Here is a 19,313-nt window from a genome sequence, read left to right as displayed (position 1 = left end):
AATGTATAACTCTATTTCGCTTGATAATGCTTTATCAGTGCCATATCCTGATATTGTTGCCTTAAGTCAGGGCAGAATGATCACCATTATTACTCATGTTGATATGTATTTGGGGAGATCATTCGCCCTTTATCCCGTTAATACTTTGTTGAATTTATTTCCAGTTGAGGAATACTATAAATCAAGTTTTTTGTCAACTTGTAAAACTGTTTTAGATGAAATAAATTCTGATGAAGTTGAAATTAAGCTTTGGGGTAAATGTCACAACTGTTCTCAAGTAAACGATCCCGAAGATTTGACTAAGTTATCTAAAGTAACCCTTTGGACGGAGGAAGGATTAAAAGCCCTCTTACAACAGCGAGGAAACATTTTTTTAACTTATCTTCGGGTTTATAAACTTCCTGAACCGATAACAATGTCGCCTTTAACTAATGCTCGATTTGTCCCTTTACCCCATTCTATTACGGTAACAGAAACAAATCCGATTTTAGATGATAATAAATTTGAACATCTATATCGAAAAATTCTCAACCGTCAACCCCCAGAACATCCTGAATTAGAAGAATTAGAAACAGCGATCGCCCAGTTTCAAACTAACTCTTTATCTCAGGAAGAACAACTCGGTTTAAACCTTTTACAAGCCAATATTCATCAACTCTTAGGTTGGAAAACTTCAAAACCTGCCAATTTAACCAATGATTCCAGCTTAAATTGGATTAATGAAATAGCAGCATTCGGAAACCGAAGTAAAGAACAAGATGAAGGCAAAAGCAACTATCAAGCCGGAACAGACTTTGAGAATATTGTCAAACAAAGTTTAGAATTTTTAGGTTTTACTATAGACTATGCTCATAAAGGAGGTGCAGGTGGATTAGACTTATTTTGTTCACAACCCTATCCATTAGTTGGAGAATGTAAAGCTGGGAGAAAAATCCCCAATGATACAGCAGTTCAACTCTTAAATTTAGGAACACTGCGTTTAAATGATGAAAAACTGCTCAAAGACACCATTAAATTAATTATAGGCCCTGGTGAACCTACTCAACAACTGAACAAGGCAGCAAAAGTACATAGTATGACAATTATTAATCCTGAAACATTAGAAAAGCTCGTTAAACTCCAAGCTCAATATCCGGGTTCAGTTAACTTAATTGAACTCAAAAAGTATTTACAAGCCGGACAAATAGATGCTAAAATAGACGAATATATTGAAATTGTAGTTAATCGTTTAAAATTGCGATCGCATATTATTCAACTGTTTAAAAAATCCAATCAACCTATCAATTTAGATAATGTGATCGGGGCTTATTCCTTCTCTAATCCCCCACAACCCTTAGAACGTGAACAATTAAAAGAAATCCTGATTGAACTGTCTTCACCCCTAACAGGTTACTTAGGACGCACAGCCGATGATCAGTTTTATTATCTAAGAGAACTCATAGTAGACCAAAGCCAAGGTTTTGATTACAATTCGTAAAGCAGGTTGACATCAAACCCATTAGCTTGACTATGAACTACGCCAGAACATCCAGTAACTTCCCCATTAACCTTGATTTCCTCCCCCCCGATGTCATCCCCTTCACCGGAAATAAATTAATTAGTGAGTTAAGGTACGGCTCAATAGTTCCATTTAGTATCAAAACCAATAATAATTGATCAAGTTATTATTTTTTCATTCGTTAACAGGAACATTTTGATTTATAATCGGACAAGAGAAATCCCGATTAACCGAAATCATCTAATTCCAGCTAACAATTGCTATGAGTCTATTGTCTATATTAAGCCTATTCATGAGATCAACCCGTATAAATATTGGGGTAATGGCGATAGTTCCTCTGATAATATTAACGATTGGGTGTTCATCAAAAGAATCCTCTCAACCTTCTGTTGGTTCCCAAACTGCGATCGCCGCTTCTGTCACCCCTAATACTAAGCAGTTGAATCAGAATAAAATATCAGGAAAACCAGAAAATTTAATCTCTCAAAATCCTGCTAAATCTCAAACTTGTATCGAAGAAAATCCCTTTGATGAATCGGTTAAATTTGCCCTACAAGCCTCTAATTTAGCCCAAACCGCTCAATCTCAATCCGATTGGGATGAAGTTGCCCGCCTATGGTTACAGGCAGTGGCGTGGATGCAAGCGGTTCCTATTAATAGTCCTAGACGCACTTTTGCTGAAAAGAAAGTGGTTGAATATATGAGAAATTTAACCTATTCTCAACAGCAAGCCGCGCGTTCGGGTTCGGTTTCCCAGTTTCCTAGTTTTGATAGTGAACCCTTAGATCAACAATTAAAATTATATTTATCTTATTTGAGTACCGTGGGCAAACCTGATATTTTAATTGTGGGAAGTTCTCGCGCTTTACAAGGAGTTGACCCCGCACAAATGCAGCAAGTTTTAGCTAAAAAAGGATATCAAAATCTAAGAATTTTTAACTTTGGGGTGAATGGTGCAACAGCGCAAGTGGTCGATTATATTTTAAGAGAAGTTTTAACCCCAGAACAATTGCCTAAATTGATAATTTGGGCCGATGGAGTTCGAGCGTTTAATAGTGGTCGAATTGATCGAACCTTTGAGGCAATTATGGCTTCCCAAGCCCATCAAAAAATAGCTGCTGGCATTCGACCCCAATTAGCTAAAGCTGAACCAAATTTTCAAACCAAATGTTATCAATTACCCAACTCTTGTAAACATAAAGATAACTCTAAATTTCAGTTTAAAACTTCTAATTTTATTAAAAAAAATGATTATGATTTAGCTGATAATTCACCGAAGAATAACCCATCTAACTATCAGAATTTATTCTATCGTGCTTCAAAACTTAATTTTTCTGCTACTCTTGTTTCTTTAGATGCCATTGAAGCCAATGGATTTTTACCCCTATCTATTCGGTTTAATCCCAATACCTATTATCAACAAAAACCCTATGTTTCGGGAACCTATGATGGCGATTATCGAGGATTTAATTTAGGAGGAGAACAGGCCAGAGCCTTTGATTCAGTTGTGGCATTTACGAGTTCTAATAACATTCAATTAGTCTTTGTCAATTTACCGATCACAGATGATTATTTAGATTCTGTTCGTTGGTCTTATGAAGTCGAATTTAATCGACAAATGAAACAGTTATCTCAGGAATATAGCTTTATTTTTATCAACTTATCCGAAAAAGTATTAAGGCAATATCAATATTTTGTTGATCCGAGCCATTTAAACCGCTATGGAGCCAGTTTAGTCGCGAGGGAAATTGCCACTAACCCGACTATTCCTTGGCCTAGTGTTAGATAAAATAAACAGGGTTTATTGTATTAAAAAACCCTGTTTTCTCCCAGGAATTATTCAGAGGGTAAATCACCAAAGCGATCGCGGTATTGTTGCAATACTGTTTCCATTTCTGCTAATCTTTGTTGAGCATTTTCAGCCCGTTGATATTCTTGTTCAGCCCGTTGGCGTTCCTGTGCTAATTGTTCGCTAACTTCCTGATAGGATAAAAAGGGGATACCATCGGGACGATAAATTTGCAATTCTTCCCCCGATAAATCAAAGCGAATACCTAAACGGGGACTCACCCAAACGTTAATTTCTTCAATCACATCTAAGCCCATTTCCCGACGTAACCACCCTTTAAATTGATTCCTGTCCGGGTCATAGATGTAATATTCTTCTACTCCATAACGATCATAAAATAATAGCTTTTTCTCCATATCCGTTTGAGAATTACAAGGAGAAAGAATTTCAAATACAACTTGGGGAGAAACTCCATCTTCTTGCCATTGTTTATAGGATGGGCGATCTCCTTTTGGTCTACCCATAGCAATCATAACATCCGGTGCTTGCACAATTGTATTGCGTCCTTCAACGGGATACCAAAACAAATCTCCGGCGACAAATACATTCGGATCATTGGTATAAAGTTGATCTAAATTCTGTTTAATAATAACAATCCAACGGAATTGTTTTGTATTATCAGCCATTGGTTTACCGTCACTTTCTGGGTAAATAATATCAGAAGATAGCAGAGGTTGTAGTTGAACCATAACTTTATTTTAGCTCTATCAATCTATTGTAATCAATTTATCTAATTTTGGCGACAGATCAGGGATAATAATAACAAGACTGTCAGAAATAATGGGATAGTATCATGGAAATTAAACAGGTAATTATCGCCCATAAAGCTAGAGATCCGTTAAGCAAACGCTGGGCAGAACAATATGCTCAATATTTAGAAAAGCGCGGATGTCATGTTTTAATGGGGCCCAGTGGAGCCAAAGATAACCCCTATCCGGTTTTTCTCGCTTCTCGTAATGTTTCAATTGATTTAGCAATTGTCTTGGGTGGGGATGGCACAGCTTTAGCCGCAGCCCGACATTTAGCCCCGGAAGGTATTCCCATTTTAGCGGCAAATGTGGGGGGACATTTAGGATTTTTAACCGAATCTTTTGAAGATGTTGAAAATAGTGAACTTGTCATTGATCGACTTTTTGAAGATCGCTATGCGTTGCAAAGTCGGGTGATGTTACAAGCGATGGTTTATGAAGGAAGTCGAACTAATTTAGAACCCGTGAGCGATCGCTTTTTAGCCTTAAATGAAATGTGTATCAAACCCGCTTCCGCCTATCGAATGCCCACATCATTTTTAGAGATGGAAGTGGATGGAGAAGTCGTTGATCAATATCAAGGAGATGGTTTAATTGTGGGAACTCCCAGTGGTTCCACCTGTTACAATACCTCCGCCGGAGGGCCGATTTTGCACCCCGGAATGGCAGCAATTAGTGTTACCCCCATTTGTCCTTTAAGTTTATCCAGTCGCCCGATTGTTTTACCTGCGGGTTCTGTTGTTAGTGTTTGGCCATTGGCTGACACGGAACATGATACAAAACTCTGGATGGATGGGGTATTAGCAACCTCTATTTGGCCGGGTCAACGGGTGGATGTTTCCATGGCAAATTGTGAGGCAAAGTTTATTATTCTGCGGGAAAATTATTCGTTTTATCAAACACTAAGAGAAAAATTACAATGGGCTGGGGCAAGAATTCGACATATTAATAATCATCGGAATTGAAGTGAATAGGAGACTCTGATAAATAATGATTGCGAGTGAGAAATATAGGATTATAGTGATAAACGCCAAAAAACGCCCCCCTTTCGGAGAGCGTCTTTTGTATTATTTAGGTTAAAAATTAACCATTGATTTGAGGAGCAATCAAAGCCACAGGAGCAGATTCACCAGAAGCTAAGTCTAAGGGGAAGTTGTGAGCGTTGCGCTCGTGCATTACTTCCATACCCAGGTTAGCGCGGTTTAACACATCAGCCCAGGTATTGATCACGCGACCGGTAGAGTCGATGATTGACTGGTTGAAGTTGAAACCGTTCAGGTTGAATGCCATGGTGGACACACCTAAAGCGGTGAACCAAATTCCGATTACAGGCCATGCGCCTAACAGGAAGTGTAAGCTACGGCTGTTGTTGAAGCTGGCATATTGGAAGATTAAACGACCAAAGTAACCGTGGGCTGCAACGATGTTGTAGGTTTCTTCTTCTTGACCGAATTTGTAACCGTAGTTTTGTGACTCGGTTTCGGTGGTTTCACGAACTAAGGAAGAGGTAACTAAAGAACCGTGCATGGCGGAGAATAAGCTACCACCAAAGACTCCAGCAACTCCTAACATGTGGAAGGGGTGCATTAAGATGTTGTGTTCGGCTTGGAACACTAACATGAAGTTGAAGGTTCCAGAGATACCTAAAGGCATACCATCAGAGAATGAACCTTGACCGATGGGGTAGATCAGGAACACGGCGGCTGCTGCTGCAACTGGTGCAGAGTAGGCGACGCAGATCCAAGGACGCATCCCTAAACGGTAGGAGAGTTCCCATTCCCGTCCCATGTAGCACAGAATCCCAATCAGGAAGTGGAAAATCACTAACTGGTAAGGGCCTCCGTTGTACAGCCACTCATCTAAGCTGGCTGCTTCCCAAATGGGGTAGAAGTGTAAACCGATGGCGTTAGAGGAAGGAACAACTGCACCGGAGATGATGTTGTTTCCGTATAACAGCGAACCAGCTACGGGTTCACGGATACCATCGATGTCTACGGGGGGAGCCGCGACGAAGGCGACGATGTAGCAGATGGTGGCGGTTAATAAGGTGGGGATCATCAGGACTCCGAACCAACCGATATAAATGCGGTTGTTGGTGGATGTCACCCAGTTACAGAACCGTTCCCAGATGGAGGCGCTTTCGCGCTGCTGAATCGTGGTTGTCATGTTAGGTATGTATTGCTATGTATTTGTCGAGGTTCGTCGGTAGTTGTTTTTCTACCTTGATTACTAATATGACACAGATGATTGCGTTTTGTAAAGAGGTTTTAATAAAATTTTTCCCAATCTATGTAATCAGGAAATCTTATATTTTGATTTCTGCTATATCGGGGTGGGGCGAGATTGCCTCGCCCAAAGAGTTTAACCAGGAGGCCATTGCAGTTGACGACCACCAAGAATATGAAAATGAAGATGATCTACAGTTTGTCCGCCATCTTCGCCAGTATTAATCACAACTCGATAGCCACCGTCTAGTCCCGCGTCCTGAGCAACCTGTTTCACCTTTAACAGTAGATGTCCCATCAGTGCATGGTCTTCCGGTGTAGCATCAGCCAGTTGCGGAATAGTTTTTTTAGGAATAACCAGGATGTGAACCGGGGCTTGGGGGGCAATGTCCCGAAAAGCCAGACACAAATCATCCTCATAAACAATATCAGCCGGAATCTCCCGACGGATTATTTTGTTAAAAATCGTATCAGCCATAGGTTGATCCTGGGGTGAAAAAATTACACTCCTATTTAATTTAAGCTCTTAGCTGAGGTATTTAGACAATTTAGGAGATATTAACAATTTTCTATACAGAGCTACGCTACGCATGGCGCATCTGCGTAAGTCCTGTTCCATGTAATACTGGTTTGTTTGATAGTGTTTAGCATTTGAATATGATTGATATTTTGAGTTCGGGATTAGTTAGTGTTTGGTTGCAAATGGCGGGGATGGATCGGGCGGAACTCAATAATTCTGTATTGGAGAACTTGGAAACGGAGTTATCTCAGGTGGTGTTTCCCCAACAGCCTGATCCCGTTGCAGAAGCAGTGGTACAGCAATATTTGAATCGGTTATCGGCTAAGGGACTTTCCCAGGATGTCCAGGGGGTTTGGGTACAGTCAAGTTGGGTTCCTTTGGCGAAAAATTCCGGCACTACACCCCTGCCAGCCGCTTCTCTAACGAAGATAGCGACTTCCTTGGCATCCCTCCAGGTTTGGCCCCCTGAACATCGGTTTGAGACGATTCTAGGGGTGACTGGGCCAATTGTTGGGGGGGTGGTACAGGGAGATTTAGTAGTTACGGGGAATGGTGATCCGTTTTTTATTTGGGAAGAAGCGATCGCTTTGGGAAATAGTTTAAATCAAATGGGAATTCGCGGGGTCGCGGGTAATTTAATTATTACGGATCGTTTTTATATGAATTATGAAGTTGATCCGATGAAAGTGGGTCAATTATTAAAAGAGGCATTTAATTCCCAATCTTGGAAGGAAGAAATTATTGGTCAGCATTCTCGGATGACACCGGGAACCGCTAAACCTCAAGTTGTGATTTCAGGAAATATTATTGCTCAAACTGGGGCTGTGAATTCAACCCCAATTATTCGTCATCAGTCTTTAGCTTTAGTTGAAATTATTAAACAAATGAATATTTATAGTAATAATCTCATGGCTGAAATTTTAGCGGCAAATGTGGGCGGGGCTGCGAATGTTAGACAATTAGCATCACAAGCGGCGGGAGTTCCCATAGATGAAATCCGGTTGATTAATGGTTCGGGTTTAGAACCGGAAAATCAAATTTCTCCGAGGGCAGTTGTCGGAATGTTTATGGCTTTAGCTCGATATTTACAAGATACAAATCTTACCGTTGCCGATTTATTTCCTATTGCCGGAATCGACACCCAAGGTACATTAGAAGATCGAAAAATTCCGGTTTCTTCTCCTGTTAAAACTGGAACATTATCAGACGTGAGTGCCTTAGCAGGAGTTCTACCAACTCGCGATCGCGGTTTAGTTTGGTTTGCTATTATTAATCGAGGCACAAATTTAGATGGGTTAAGAGCGGATCAAGATTTATTATTACAGCAATTAGTGAGTAAATGGGGTTCTCCTGATAGCTTACCCGAATTAATTCAACCTCATATTGATGGTCGTCGTCCGGGTATTGGTGATTCAACTCGTAATCAGATTTTAGTACAAACGGTTGCACCTTCTTCATAAATCATCAGATATCAGGTATTTAGATGTGACACATCAACTTTTTAACGTTTGAATAAGGAATAAAAAATTTAATGACTTCACCCTATGAAGGTTTAAGTATTGAGCAATGGAAATCCAAAACACAAGAGTTAATTGAAAATCATCCGCTTCATTTAGAAGTGATTAGAGAAATTGCTTTGAAAAGTTGGGATATTTTATGGCAAACAACAATTGGAGAAGGTGAATTAGCAATTCCACTTTATAGTTTAGATGTCCCTGCCATGGTTGTTGGTTACTTTTTTGAAAAGTTATTTGCGAAGGAATTACAAAAGAGAGAACCTCAACTGTGGAGGGGTGGTGTTAGTAAAGAAGAAAAAGATCTAGTTTATATTTCAGATCAATTGTATTCTATTGAGATCAAAACATCAGGTCAACTTGGTTTGAAAATTTTCGGAAATCGCAGTTATGGAAAATCAGTGGAAAATCCTGATTTAGCTAAAAAAGAAAAATCGGGTTATTATATCACTGTTAATTTTTATGATCGGATAATCAATTTGATCAGATTTGGTTGGATTGATCATTCAGATTGGAAAGCACAATCATCAGAATCAGGTCAATCGGCAGGTTTGAGTGAAGAAATTTACACCTATAAATTGATTCCTATTGCTGGAGAATATCGGTTAAATACTCCTGTGACCCTACTCAAAGGTATTGGGGGAAAAACAGCAAAAATATTTGAAGATGAAGGAATTAAGACAGTTAGAGAGTTAGAAAATTATCAAGGAGTTAATAAAAAATTGCTAAAATTTAAACAAAAACTTGAAGATTTAGAATTGAGTTAATATAATAAATATTCGTTACCAGATTTATCCCTTAATTATAAATCAGAGGCAACAATGAAGTTTGTATAAAATTTATTTCTTCTAAATAATTTTGTATTCTTTGAGTTGCAATTTCACAATATTCGGGTTTAATTTCAAAACCAATTACTTGACGATTTAAACTTAAAGCTGCGATCGCAGTTGTTCCAGAACCCAAAAAAGGATCTATAATTAAATCTCCCTCATAAGAAGATGCTTTAATAATCCGATCGATAACAGTAATGGGAAATTGTGCCGGATGAGAAGTTCGTTCTTTAGATGCGCGATTTTTACCGGATGTTACTTTAGGAAATGACCAAACATCCGTCGGGTTTTTTCCTAATGGATTAACTTTAATTTTACCATTTTTCTTTTGATTCGGATATTTGACATTAGGATCTCGAATATCATCTAAATTAAAAATATAATTATTAGGATCTTTGACATACCAGAGAAATTTTTCGTTTCTAGGTGAAAAGAATTTTTTTCCAGCAACTCCTGCTCCATAATTCCAAATAATTTCTTGAATCAAATAAAAAGGTATTTTATCCCATAGTAAATAAGGAATCGGAATTGCCTTAGCAACACCAGGAATAGAAGTATAACCTAAGTTTAACCAAAATGCCCCATTAGGATTAGTTACTCGATAAATTTCTTGAATCCATTCTATACACCAGCTTAAATACTTATTGAGAGGCAGACATTCTTCATATTCTTTCCCAATATTATAAGGAGGACTTGTAACAGTTAATTGTAAGCTATCAGAAGGAATCTTTTTTAAGACTTCTAAGCAATCTAAATTATAAATCAAGCAAGTATTTGATTTATAATAAGGTTCACCCAAAATTTCAATCACTTCAGTTAAATTCATTTCTTGCCTTGAGGATATAGAAAAAATTGAATCAATCTAATTATAGCAAAATAATTAAATTTTGTATCAAAAGCAGTAATGATTTTTCTAAAATATGCTAAACTTGCTTATATATATGGCGACTGCATCACGTTACAAAAGCCATGGAAAACCCCATGCTTCTATTATGACTTGTTTGGGAACTTAGTTATAGATTTTAATTAAAATTAATCTGTTGTAAGTCTAACTCTTTTTCAAAAATTTCATCAATAGGTAACATTTGACCCTCAACAGTCATAAATTTATGATCTTTTGTCGCTCGAATAACTGAACCATCTTCTAGGTAATATTCAAAAACTTCTTGTTCTCCTCGATTATGCCATTGAGCAATCGGTTGAGTATAGACATAACCCTGATTATTAACAGTATAAACTGTACATTCTATTTTTTCCTCAACAATTTTACTAATGGGTATTAACCCATATTCAACGGTTAAAATTTCTGTATCATAACTTAAACAATATTCCGCGAATTGAAGCATCTGTTCAAACAGTTTTTCGGCGATTTTTTGCTGAACTCCATTTTTAGTTGCTCCATCAATAAATGTCTCCCGTTGCTTATTCATTTCTTCGGCTTTTTTCTTTCCCATCGCTCGTCTTAACAAATCGGCTTGACCTAAAGAATAGCCCGCTAAATCTTGAGCTAATCTCATAATTTGTTCTTGAAAACATAAAATTCCATAGGTTTCTTTTAAAATTGGCTCTAACAGTGGATGATCATAGCTAATTTCATCCCGTCCATGTTTACGATCAATAAATTGTGGAATTAAACCCGCATCTAAGGGCCCCGGACGATACAGCGCTAAAATAGAAGAAATATCATCTAAACAGGAAGGTTTGAGTTTTTTAACAATATCCATCATTCCAGAAGATTCTAACTGAAAGATGCCATCTAAATCTCCTTTTTCCAGTAATTTATAAGTTTTCTGCACATCTTCAGGTAACTTTTTATGGGTTTTATAGGCATCTTGGGCTTTTCTTTCAATATCAGAAGGAAGTTTTTCAGGATCAATTTTATAGTGATGTTTTTGTTCAATATAATCAACGGCTTTTTGAATCATGGTTAAATTTTTCAAGCCTAAAAAGTCCATTTTTAATAGCCCAACGGCTTCTAAATCCTCCATATAATATTGAGTAATTACCGCCCCATCATTATTCCGTTGTAGGGGAACAATTTCGTCTAAAGACTGTTTGGAAATCACCACACCCGCTGCATGAACTCCGAAGGTTTTATTCGTACCTTCAATCCGAATTGCCATATCTAACCATTGTTTAACTTTAATTGTTCCAACTTCATCCCCGGCATCATTATGAATAGCAACATCTTCGTTATCATAGGCTTCTTTGAATTCCGGCGCGGGACTTTGATCTGAAATCATCACTTTCAAACGGGCTGGTTTTCCCCGTGAAACCGGAATTAATTTAGCCATTTTATCCGAATTTTTATAGGAAATTCCTAATACCCGGGCGACATCTTTTAACACAGCTTTAGAAGTCATGCGGTTAAAAGTAATAATTTGGGCTACCTTATCGTCTCCATATTTATCAGTAACATATTTAATCATTTCATCTCGTCTTTCAATACAGAAATCCGTATCAATATCAGGCATAGATTTCCGTTCAGGATTTAAAAATCTTTCAAATAATAAACCATGATAAACTGGATCAATATTGGTGATTTTTAAAGCATAAGCGACCAATGATCCCGCAGCCGAACCTCGTCCTGGCCCAACGGCAATATTGTTATCTCTGGCAAATTTAATATAATCCCAAACCACTAAAAAATAAGTAGAAAACCCCATCTGTTGCATCATTTTTAGTTCATATTCTAAGCGCTCTTTATAAACAGGTTTAATCTCGCTTCTGGTTTTAGCATTCATTCTTTGTAGTAACCCTTTCCAGGTAACTTCTTCTAAGTAAGTATCCGCCGTATGATCGGGTGGAATTGGATAGTCAGGGATACGAGGTTCTCCCAAAATGCCCTTATAGGGTTCAACTTTATTAGCAACTTCTACGGTATTATTAATCGCTTCTTGAATGATATCATTAGGTAGGTGATCTTGAAACAATTGCCCCATTTCTTCGGCAGATTTTAAATATTCTGTACCGCTATAGCGCATCCTTTTTTCTTCACTAATTAATTTTTGAGTATTAATACAAAGTAAGGCATCATGGGCTTCCACATCATTGCAGGAGATAAAATGGGAGTCATTTGTTGCAATAATTTTAATATTTAATTCTCGACTAATTTTAACAATTTCAACGTTTACCATCCGATCTTCTGGAGAACCATGATCTTGAATTTCTAAATAAAAATCTTCTCCAAATACCCTTTGATACCATTGAGCGACTTCCCGCGCGACATCATAACGCCCTTGTAAAATTGCTTGGGGAATTTCTCCCCCTAAACAAGCACTGGTAACAATTAACCCTTCGTGATATTGTTCTAATAGTTCTTTATTAATACAGGGACGTGCAAAAATGCCTTTTCCTTGAAACCCTTCCAGGTGTGAAATAGTGGTTAATTTAACTAAGTTTTTATAACCTTGGCTATTTTTAGCTAAGACCACTTGATGATATTTTCTTCGTTTCTTATTCTTCTCATCCTGAACTTTAACATCACCATTAATTACATACATCTCATTGCCAATAATGGGTTTTATTCCTTTATTTCGGCAGGTTTTAATTAACTCAATCGCCCCATACATAACGCCGTGATCGGTGATAGCGATCGCAGACATTCCTAACTCTAATGCTCGGTCAATTAATTGGGGTAATTGTGATGCCCCATCCAGTAAACTATAATCACTATGAATATGTAAACCTACAAAAGACATGGTTGAGTCCCTTAGTTAAATTAAACTTAAAATTAATTCAGATAAAATGATTGACTTCCGTAATATTAACACAGTTTGGGCTTCTGTATTAGTAGAAACTTTGGCCCAATTAGGATTAAAAACTGCTATTCTTTGTCCCGGTTCCCGTTCTACCCCTTTAACTATTGCTTTTGCTCAACATTATAGCATTGAAACTATCCCAATTTTAGATGAGCGTTCGGCTGCTTTTTTTGCCCTAGGAATTGCCAAAAAATCGGGTTTGCCGACGGTTTTAGTTTGTACTTCTGGAACCGCAGCAGCCAATTTTTATCCTGCTATTATAGAAGCTAAAGAAAGTCGAGTTCCTCTATTAATTTTAACAGCAGATCGCCCCCCTGAATTACGAGATTGTCATGCAGGACAAACCATTGATCAAGTTAAATTATATGGGAATTATCCCAACTGGCAAGCGGAATTAAGCATTCCCAGTTTGGATTTAGGATTGTTAGGTTATTTGCGACAAACCTTAATTTATGCTTGGGAGCGATCGCAATTTCCTATTTCCGGCGTTGTCCATCTGAATATTCCCTTTCGCAATCCTTTACACCCGGTATTTCAACCAGAAACAGAAGCATTAAAAGCCATATTTCCTGATGATTTTTTTGCTAAAATAAATCTATCAAAAACTCAAATTTTCTCTAATATTGATATATCTAATTATTTGAAACTATGGTATAATTATTCTCAAGGAATTATTGTTGCCGGAGTAGCTCAACCTGAAAATCCAGAGGTTTATTGTCAAGCGATCGCCCATCTTTCTCAACACTTAAATTATCCCGTTTTAGCCGAGGGATTATCCCCCGTTAGGAATTATTATAACCTCAATCCCTATTTAATTTCAACCTATGATTTAATTCTAAGAAATCCAACCTTAGCAGAAAAACTCACCCCTCAAGTTGTGATTTTAATAGGAGATTTACCCACCAGTAAAACCCTAAGAAATTGGTTAGAACAACAACAACCAGATTGTTTTATCCTAGATCCTAGTTATCAAAACCTAGATGGATTACATGGAAAAACTACCCATCTCAGGATATCAGTAGAACAACTATCAAAACAAATTGATCCAGCTAAAAATCCTAAAAAAATTCATTTAGATCAATCTAATTTATATGCTAATTATTGGTATGAATTAGAAACTCAATCCAGAAATAATATTGATAAAAAACTAAATCTAACTCAATCATTGATAGAACCTAAAGTCGCTTGGTTACTCTCTCAAATTTTACCTAAAAATACACCAATTTTTATTTCTAATAGTATGCCCGTGAGGGATGTAGAGTTTTTTTGGTGTCCGAATAATTCAAACATTCAACCCTTTTTTAATCGAGGGGCAAATGGCATTGATGGAACCCTATCAACTGCTTTAGGAATTGCCCATTATCAGCAAAGCAGTATTTTATTAACAGGGGATTTAGCCTTACTTCATGACACCAATGGATTTTTAATCAGAAATAAATTTATCGGACATTTAACTATTATTTTAATTAATAATAATGGCGGGGGAATTTTTGAAATGTTGCCAATTTCTCAATTTGATCCTCCCTTTGAGGAATATTTTACTACCCCTCAAAATATTAATTTTGCTCAATTAGCAGTAACCTATAATATTGGGTATGAACAAATCCAATCTTGGGAACAACTGCAACAAAAATTAAATCCTCTCCCCCAAACAGGTATTAGAATCTTAGAAATACCAACAAATCGTAAAACTGATACCCAATGGCGACAAAAATATTTAAAACAATTTTAGAAACCCGGTTTCTGCTGGAGTTGCCAAATTTCACTCTATGGGGATGCTATTATTAGGGCTACAACTATTATCCTTCGTCTTATAAATGTTGCTGTAATTTTGTGTAAGTATGGCTGGACATAGTAAGTGGGCGAATATTAAACGCCAAAAAGCGAGAGTAGACGCGGTAAAAGGTAAAGTGTTCGCAAAAATTTCCAGGGAAATTATTGTGGCGGCGCGTCAAGGAGGCGACCCGGCGGGAAACTTTCAATTGCGAACTGCGATTGAAAAGGCAAAAGCGGCGGCAATTCCCAATGATAATATTGAACGAGCGATCGCAAAAGGGGCGGGGAAACTGGGGGCTGGAGCTTCCGAGTTAGAATTTATTCGTTATGAAGGCTATGGGGTCGGGGGCGTGGCGATTTTAATTGAAGGACTCACGGATAACCGCAACCGGACGGCGGCGGATTTACGAGTGGCTTTTAGTAAAAATGGCGGTAATTTGGGGGAAACCGGATGTGTAAGTTGGATGTTTGACCAGAAAGGTGTTGTTACCTTAACCGGGCCAATTGATGAAGAAAAACTTCTGGAAACCCTCGTAGAAGCAGAAGCCCAATCCTATGAATTAACGCCTGTTAATGATACCGATGGGGCAGAAGTTTATACAGAAATTACGAATTTAGAACAGTTAAGCCAAGTTTTAAGGGAACATAAATTTTATGTTGTCGAGGCGGAATGGCGTTGGATTCCTAATAATATCATTGAAGTTAATGATATTGAAAAAGCCCGATTGCTAATGAAGTTAATGAATGGTTTAGATGATTTAGATGACATCCAGAATGTAACGGCAAACTTTGAACTATCTGATGCTTGTTATCAAGCTCTTTATAATGAATGAAATGCTTGACTCCTTTGATCATAAGCTATCCCCTTAAAAAGTCGTTTGGGAGTGATGTTAGCCTCGCTTAAAATTAATGATCAAGGGCCGTTTACGTTTCTATTAGATACGGGTGCTGATACTATTTTTATTTCTAAACAGTTAGCTAATCAAATAAAAATCAATCATAAGGAAGTTTATTATTAGTTCCGATAAAATGAGAAACCAGGCTTCTTGAGAAAAACCTGGTTTCTGTAGAATTACAATCCTAAATCCAGTTTCCAGTATTTGAGAGTTCCGGTATTCTCAGGAATAGCATCGACAACTTTTAACTGCCAATTTCCCTGGGCGGAAATATTGATAAATTGTCTCAAATATATTGTATTTTGTAAGTTATAGGTGGTTTTCAACTGAGTTTTAATCCCTAAAGTTCGATTTTGAAGTAATACCTGATCTCCATTAGGTGCAACTAACCAAACCTCAATATCCCCCAAGAAACTATGTTGAATTTCTACCGTTACCTGAATATCCTGAATCGGACTGGTTTCCGTAATCGCAATTGAACTACTAACCCCATTTGGGTTATTATCAGGAATCTCAACACTTTGACTATTTTCTTGGGAAATATTCCGAGAAATTTGTTGCTGCACCATGCGTCTATTTTGTGCCATTTCCACAGCTTTAAACGCATTAACTTTGCCATAGCCAAACCATTGAGAATAGCCATTTTTATCATAATTTCCCATCCGAATTCCCAACTGAGGATCAGGATCAGAATCCACAATTTTATCCGCACTTTGTTCAAGAATTCGGCGAACTTCCTGGGCCGTTAAGGTCGGATTCACCGATAACACTAAAGCCGCCACCCCAGCCACCACCGGAGTTGCACTTGATGTACCCCCAAAATAGGGCGTAAAATCCGATGGATCATAACCTCCGGCTCCCGTGCGGTCAGTAGTAAAGACCCCCAAACCGGGCAACGTCCCCTTCAGGACTGGAGGCGTACCGATATAGCCCGTTTCCTGTAACCACATCCCCGGAGGCACATTATTACTCGGAGCACAGACTGAAACCCCAACTCCCCAGTTACTATAAGCAGATTTTTTACCCAAACTATTAGAAGCAGAAACCGTAATCACATCGGGATGAACCGCAAATCCAGCCAACCATTTCACCCGACCGCTAATAATATCATTCGGCCAACCGGATTCATCGAGCATACCATTCACCGGACGATTGGCATTTCCAGCGGCAAAAACCACTACACAACCTTTGCCTTTACGACCCTTGGTTACGGCTTTACTAATCGCTGCTTTTTGTCGGGCCGAAAGGGGAAAATAAATCGCACTCGCCCCCCAACTACAGGAAATCACCGCCGCCCCCTTATCAATGGCCCAATTAAAAATCTGTTCCACCGATTCATCATCTAAAAATCCCGTTGTCCGAATTGGCATTAGGGCACAACCGGGAGCTACCCCGACAATTCCTACTCCGTTTTCTTCAGCCACCGCTACCCCGGCACAAGCGGTTCCATGATTATCCGTAGGGACTTCTGGAAGCGGAAGATTATCTTTGTCTTTTAAGTCTAAGGGGGCAACAATTTTCCCGACTCCTTGGAAATCTGGGTGATTGATGTCTACAGAATCATCACTAATAGCCACCACCACAGAACGAACTCCCCGGGTAATATCCCAAGCTTTTTCGCTGGAAATATGGGAACCTGGTGCGAGTTGGTTGCCCCCATTATGGTTGAGATACCATTGCTTATTATATAAAGAATCACGAGGAACATAACAGGGCTGACTTCTAATCACAATATTAGGTTCAGCTAGTAAAACTTGAGGATTACGGGTTAAACGATTCGTAATTTTCAGAGGATTCTCAGAGGAATTAGATGTCATTTCATAAACAAAACCATAGGGTAAACCGTCAATGGGTTTTAACTCTTTTAATCCAAATTCTGAAACAATAGACGATCGGGTTGAGGAATCAATTTCTTCTTTAAACTGAATGGTAAGCTGATCGGTTAAATAGACGACGGAGCTAGGGTCACTATCGAGTTGGTAAACATGACTAGCAAAGTTAATATTCTCAGAATTCCGGGCTAATTCCATCGCTTCATCCAGTTGCTCAGAGGCGACTTGTAATTCCTCTAAGGCAGGAGGAACACTATTGGCGTGTTGGATGGGAATTGGAGGTTGCGGTAAATCTTTGAGTTGGGTGTTAGGGGAGGACAATTGCACCGTAAAGCGGTCAGGGACTTTGTTCAGGATTAATTCTTCGCCTCCCCGTTGTAAAACAAAGCCGATACTGCTATCAGGAACGCCAATGCCTTGATAGTTTTGTTGGGGAACGTTTGATGGATCAACTGATGATGTCATATTTAATCTATCCTTTCTCCTTAAAAGTTTAAATCTGGATTCAGAATTTTCAGATCGATTTATTCTCAAGGGTGTGGGGGAAAATCCGTCGATTCATTATCCCCACCCCTGACAAAAAATATAACCCGTATCGGGATCGCAGTGGATCAGGTTATTCGCACAGTATGGGATTGCTCAAGATTAATGATAAAATCCATGAAGTTTAATGTTTTTTTCTATCGCGTTCGCGAAATTGAGTCATGGTATCCTCTGGAACTGTTAGCTTCCTTCGACTTACAGCTTATCTGTCTATCCCCTTAATGGTGGCTTGGGGTGTCTTGTTGCCGTTTCGGATTAATGCTCAAGAATCTTCTCCAACTGTCGCCCAGGGGAATGTACAGATGGGGGATGAAACAGCAACACCAGAAGCCCAGCCATCGGGTGATTTGGCGCCTCTCAATCCTAATGATATTCGTCCTTTGTCCTTAGATAGCAGTTTTTTGAGTATTGAGGGCGGAAAACGGCTGATGCAAGAAGCTGATAGCGCCGTTGGCCGTGAAAATTATGCTGAGGCAGAAAAAAAATTCCAAGAAGCTCGTCAAGTTTTTAACCAGTTATCTAATTTTTATCAACAGTTAGCGGGTAGTTTTTCTGGGGTTGATAACCGAATTGCCGATGGTTTTCGCAATTCAGCCCGGGACACGGCACAAATGCGCGATACCGCCACCTATCAGTTAGCCCTACTCCACCGAGCCAAAAATCAACCGGAATTGGCTGTCCCTCTGTTAATTCAAATTATCCGCTCCCAAGCCCCCACCCGGGACTTAGGCAAAAAAGCTTATCAACAATTATTAGAATTAGGATTTGTGACTGACCCCTTCCCCCGGGTTGGTAGTGAAACAACTCCACCGACTGCGGCGCAATAAGAGAGCAGGGGGAGCAGGGGGGCAGGGGGAGCAGGGGAGGCAGGGGGAGAAATCATTAACTTCTGACTTCTGACTTCTGACTTCTGACTCCTGTTTCCTCTAAAATATTTACATCTACTAAGGTTTGGGAATGGCAATGATTACACTGAATCAAGTTGAAGCAATGATTAAGTCAGAATTACCTAATGCGGTGGTTCAAGTACAAGATTTGGGCGGAGGTGACCATTTACAAGCAATTGTGGTGTCTGCTGAATTTGAAGACAAGACTTTAGTAGAACAACACCAAATGGTTTACAAAGCTGTTAAGGAAGCAATGGCTACCGAAGCTATTCATGCTTTAGCATTAAAGACCTACACCCCCCAAGATTGGGCAAAAGCCAGTTCTGGGGCTTAATTGTACCTAAACTCCGATCTAGCTTAACGCCCAAATTCTTGGAAATCAGTTAGACTCAAATCTGGGATTCTATGATCGTTTTGCCGATCAATTAACCTA

16 protein-coding genes are annotated in these 19,313 nt (G+C 38.8%); 10 read left to right on the top strand and 6 right to left on the bottom strand.

Annotated features, from left to right (window positions below):
- Window position 1 precedes the first annotated feature (1 nt).
- A complete protein-coding gene (locus NMG88_RS16420) occupies window positions 2-1,477 on the top strand; it encodes a DUF1802 family protein (RefSeq protein ID WP_254035625.1) in 1,476 nt (491 codons plus the stop codon).
- 313 nt (window positions 1,478-1,790) lie between these two features.
- Window positions 1,791-3,287, top strand: coding sequence for a DUF1574 family protein (locus tag NMG88_RS16415; RefSeq protein WP_254035624.1), 1,497 nt, complete (start codon window positions 1,791-1,793; stop codon window positions 3,285-3,287).
- A gap of 47 nt (window positions 3,288-3,334) precedes the next feature.
- Here the strand turns inward: NMG88_RS16415 and NMG88_RS16410 are convergent, their stop codons facing one another.
- A complete protein-coding gene (locus NMG88_RS16410) occupies window positions 3,335-4,036 on the bottom strand; it encodes a Uma2 family endonuclease (protein ID WP_227397790.1) in 702 nt (233 codons plus the stop codon).
- Window positions 4,037-4,140: 104 nt separating this feature from the next.
- Between NMG88_RS16410 and NMG88_RS16405 the strand changes: the two genes are divergently transcribed.
- Complete coding sequence (locus NMG88_RS16405) at window positions 4,141-5,061, top strand: NAD(+) kinase (RefSeq protein WP_254035623.1); 921 nt, start codon at window positions 4,141-4,143, stop codon at window positions 5,059-5,061.
- Window positions 5,062-5,179: 118 nt separating this feature from the next.
- Here NMG88_RS16405 and psbA read toward each other — a convergent pair whose 3' ends face one another.
- Complete coding sequence (gene psbA, locus NMG88_RS16400; RefSeq protein WP_026787323.1) at window positions 5,180-6,262, bottom strand: photosystem II q(b) protein; 1,083 nt, start codon at window positions 6,260-6,262, stop codon at window positions 5,180-5,182.
- Window positions 6,263-6,457: 195 nt separating this feature from the next.
- Window positions 6,458-6,799 carry a histidine triad nucleotide-binding protein gene (locus NMG88_RS16395; protein WP_026796408.1) on the bottom strand — a complete coding sequence of 114 codons (342 nt, stop codon included), beginning with the start codon at window positions 6,797-6,799 and terminating at the stop codon, window positions 6,458-6,460.
- A gap of 179 nt (window positions 6,800-6,978) precedes the next feature.
- Here NMG88_RS16395 and NMG88_RS16390 point away from each other — a divergent pair, with 179 nt between their 5' ends.
- Window positions 6,979-8,301 (top strand): D-alanyl-D-alanine carboxypeptidase, encoded by a 1,323-nt coding sequence (locus NMG88_RS16390; RefSeq protein WP_042154008.1) that lies wholly within the window; start codon window positions 6,979-6,981, stop codon window positions 8,299-8,301.
- Window positions 8,302-8,372: 71 nt separating this feature from the next.
- Entirely contained in the window at window positions 8,373-9,122 is a 750-nt protein-coding gene (locus NMG88_RS16385) for a ScaI family restriction endonuclease (RefSeq protein ID WP_227350559.1), read from the top strand.
- Window positions 9,123-9,153: 31 nt separating this feature from the next.
- On the opposite strand, the gene NMG88_RS16380 is transcribed toward NMG88_RS16385, so the two are convergent.
- Window positions 9,154-10,011, bottom strand: coding sequence for a DNA-methyltransferase (locus NMG88_RS16380; protein ID WP_042154012.1), 858 nt, complete (start codon window positions 10,009-10,011; stop codon window positions 9,154-9,156).
- A 196-nt stretch (window positions 10,012-10,207) separates the two neighbouring features.
- Complete coding sequence (locus tag NMG88_RS16375; protein WP_042154014.1) at window positions 10,208-12,886, bottom strand: trans-splicing intein-formed DNA polymerase III subunit alpha N-terminal partner DnaE-N; 2,679 nt, start codon at window positions 12,884-12,886, stop codon at window positions 10,208-10,210.
- Window positions 12,887-12,932: 46 nt separating this feature from the next.
- Here NMG88_RS16375 and menD point away from each other — a divergent pair, with 46 nt between their 5' ends.
- The 3 genes from menD (at window position 12,933) to NMG88_RS16360 (ending at window position 15,741) form a co-directional block, all read left to right on the top strand.
- Window positions 12,933-14,678 (top strand): 2-succinyl-5-enolpyruvyl-6-hydroxy-3-cyclohexene-1-carboxylic-acid synthase, encoded by a 1,746-nt coding sequence (gene menD, locus NMG88_RS16370; RefSeq protein ID WP_042154016.1) that lies wholly within the window; start codon window positions 12,933-12,935, stop codon window positions 14,676-14,678.
- 109 nt (window positions 14,679-14,787) lie between these two features.
- Window positions 14,788-15,555, top strand: coding sequence for a YebC/PmpR family DNA-binding transcriptional regulator (locus NMG88_RS16365; RefSeq protein ID WP_042154017.1), 768 nt, complete (start codon window positions 14,788-14,790; stop codon window positions 15,553-15,555).
- A 54-nt stretch (window positions 15,556-15,609) separates the two neighbouring features.
- A complete protein-coding gene (locus NMG88_RS16360; RefSeq protein WP_081846364.1) occupies window positions 15,610-15,741 on the top strand; it encodes a retroviral-like aspartic protease family protein in 132 nt (43 codons plus the stop codon).
- A 53-nt stretch (window positions 15,742-15,794) separates the two neighbouring features.
- Here NMG88_RS16360 and NMG88_RS16355 read toward each other — a convergent pair whose 3' ends face one another.
- Window positions 15,795-17,915 (bottom strand): S8 family serine peptidase, encoded by a 2,121-nt coding sequence (locus tag NMG88_RS16355; protein ID WP_042154019.1) that lies wholly within the window; start codon window positions 17,913-17,915, stop codon window positions 15,795-15,797.
- Window positions 17,916-18,154: 239 nt separating this feature from the next.
- Here NMG88_RS16355 and NMG88_RS16350 point away from each other — a divergent pair, with 239 nt between their 5' ends.
- Together NMG88_RS16350 and NMG88_RS16345 are read left to right on the top strand one after the other, a co-directional pair.
- A complete protein-coding gene (locus tag NMG88_RS16350; protein WP_254035622.1) occupies window positions 18,155-18,820 on the top strand; it encodes a hypothetical protein in 666 nt (221 codons plus the stop codon).
- Window positions 18,821-18,956: 136 nt separating this feature from the next.
- Window positions 18,957-19,214, top strand: a complete 258-nt coding sequence (locus NMG88_RS16345) for a BolA family protein (protein WP_026785297.1) — start codon at window positions 18,957-18,959, stop codon at window positions 19,212-19,214.
- The last annotated feature ends 99 nt before the right edge of the window (window positions 19,215-19,313 follow it).

The sequence above is a fragment of the Planktothrix agardhii genome (assembly GCF_904830935.1).
Taxonomy (GTDB): Bacteria; Cyanobacteriota; Cyanobacteriia; order Cyanobacteriales; family Microcoleaceae; genus Planktothrix; species Planktothrix agardhii.
Note: the sequence above shows the minus strand (reverse complement) of the source record. Positions and strands in the feature narration are given on the sequence as shown.

Coding starts and splice junctions, on each gene's coding strand:
- NMG88_RS16420 (WP_254035625.1), top strand. CDS start 2: ATGTATAACTCTATTTCGCTTGATAATGCTTTATCAGTGCCATATCCT.
- NMG88_RS16415 (WP_254035624.1), top strand. CDS start 1,791: ATGAGATCAACCCGTATAAATATTGGGGTAATGGCGATAGTTCCTCTG.
- NMG88_RS16410 (WP_227397790.1), bottom strand. CDS start 4,036: ATGGTTCAACTACAACCTCTGCTATCTTCTGATATTATTTACCCAGAA.
- NMG88_RS16405 (WP_254035623.1), top strand. CDS start 4,141: ATGGAAATTAAACAGGTAATTATCGCCCATAAAGCTAGAGATCCGTTA.
- psbA (WP_026787323.1), bottom strand. CDS start 6,262: ATGACAACCACGATTCAGCAGCGCGAAAGCGCCTCCATCTGGGAACGG.
- NMG88_RS16395 (WP_026796408.1), bottom strand. CDS start 6,799: ATGGCTGATACGATTTTTAACAAAATAATCCGTCGGGAGATTCCGGCT.
- NMG88_RS16390 (WP_042154008.1), top strand. CDS start 6,979: ATGATTGATATTTTGAGTTCGGGATTAGTTAGTGTTTGGTTGCAAATG.
- NMG88_RS16385 (WP_227350559.1), top strand. CDS start 8,373: ATGACTTCACCCTATGAAGGTTTAAGTATTGAGCAATGGAAATCCAAA.
- NMG88_RS16380 (WP_042154012.1), bottom strand. CDS start 10,011: ATGAATTTAACTGAAGTGATTGAAATTTTGGGTGAACCTTATTATAAA.
- NMG88_RS16375 (WP_042154014.1), bottom strand. CDS start 12,886: ATGTCTTTTGTAGGTTTACATATTCATAGTGATTATAGTTTACTGGAT.
- menD (WP_042154016.1), top strand. CDS start 12,933: ATGATTGACTTCCGTAATATTAACACAGTTTGGGCTTCTGTATTAGTA.
- NMG88_RS16365 (WP_042154017.1), top strand. CDS start 14,788: ATGGCTGGACATAGTAAGTGGGCGAATATTAAACGCCAAAAAGCGAGA.
- NMG88_RS16360 (WP_081846364.1), top strand. CDS start 15,610: ATGTTAGCCTCGCTTAAAATTAATGATCAAGGGCCGTTTACGTTTCTA.
- NMG88_RS16355 (WP_042154019.1), bottom strand. CDS start 17,915: ATGACATCATCAGTTGATCCATCAAACGTTCCCCAACAAAACTATCAA.
- NMG88_RS16350 (WP_254035622.1), top strand. CDS start 18,155: ATGGTATCCTCTGGAACTGTTAGCTTCCTTCGACTTACAGCTTATCTG.
- NMG88_RS16345 (WP_026785297.1), top strand. CDS start 18,957: ATGATTACACTGAATCAAGTTGAAGCAATGATTAAGTCAGAATTACCT.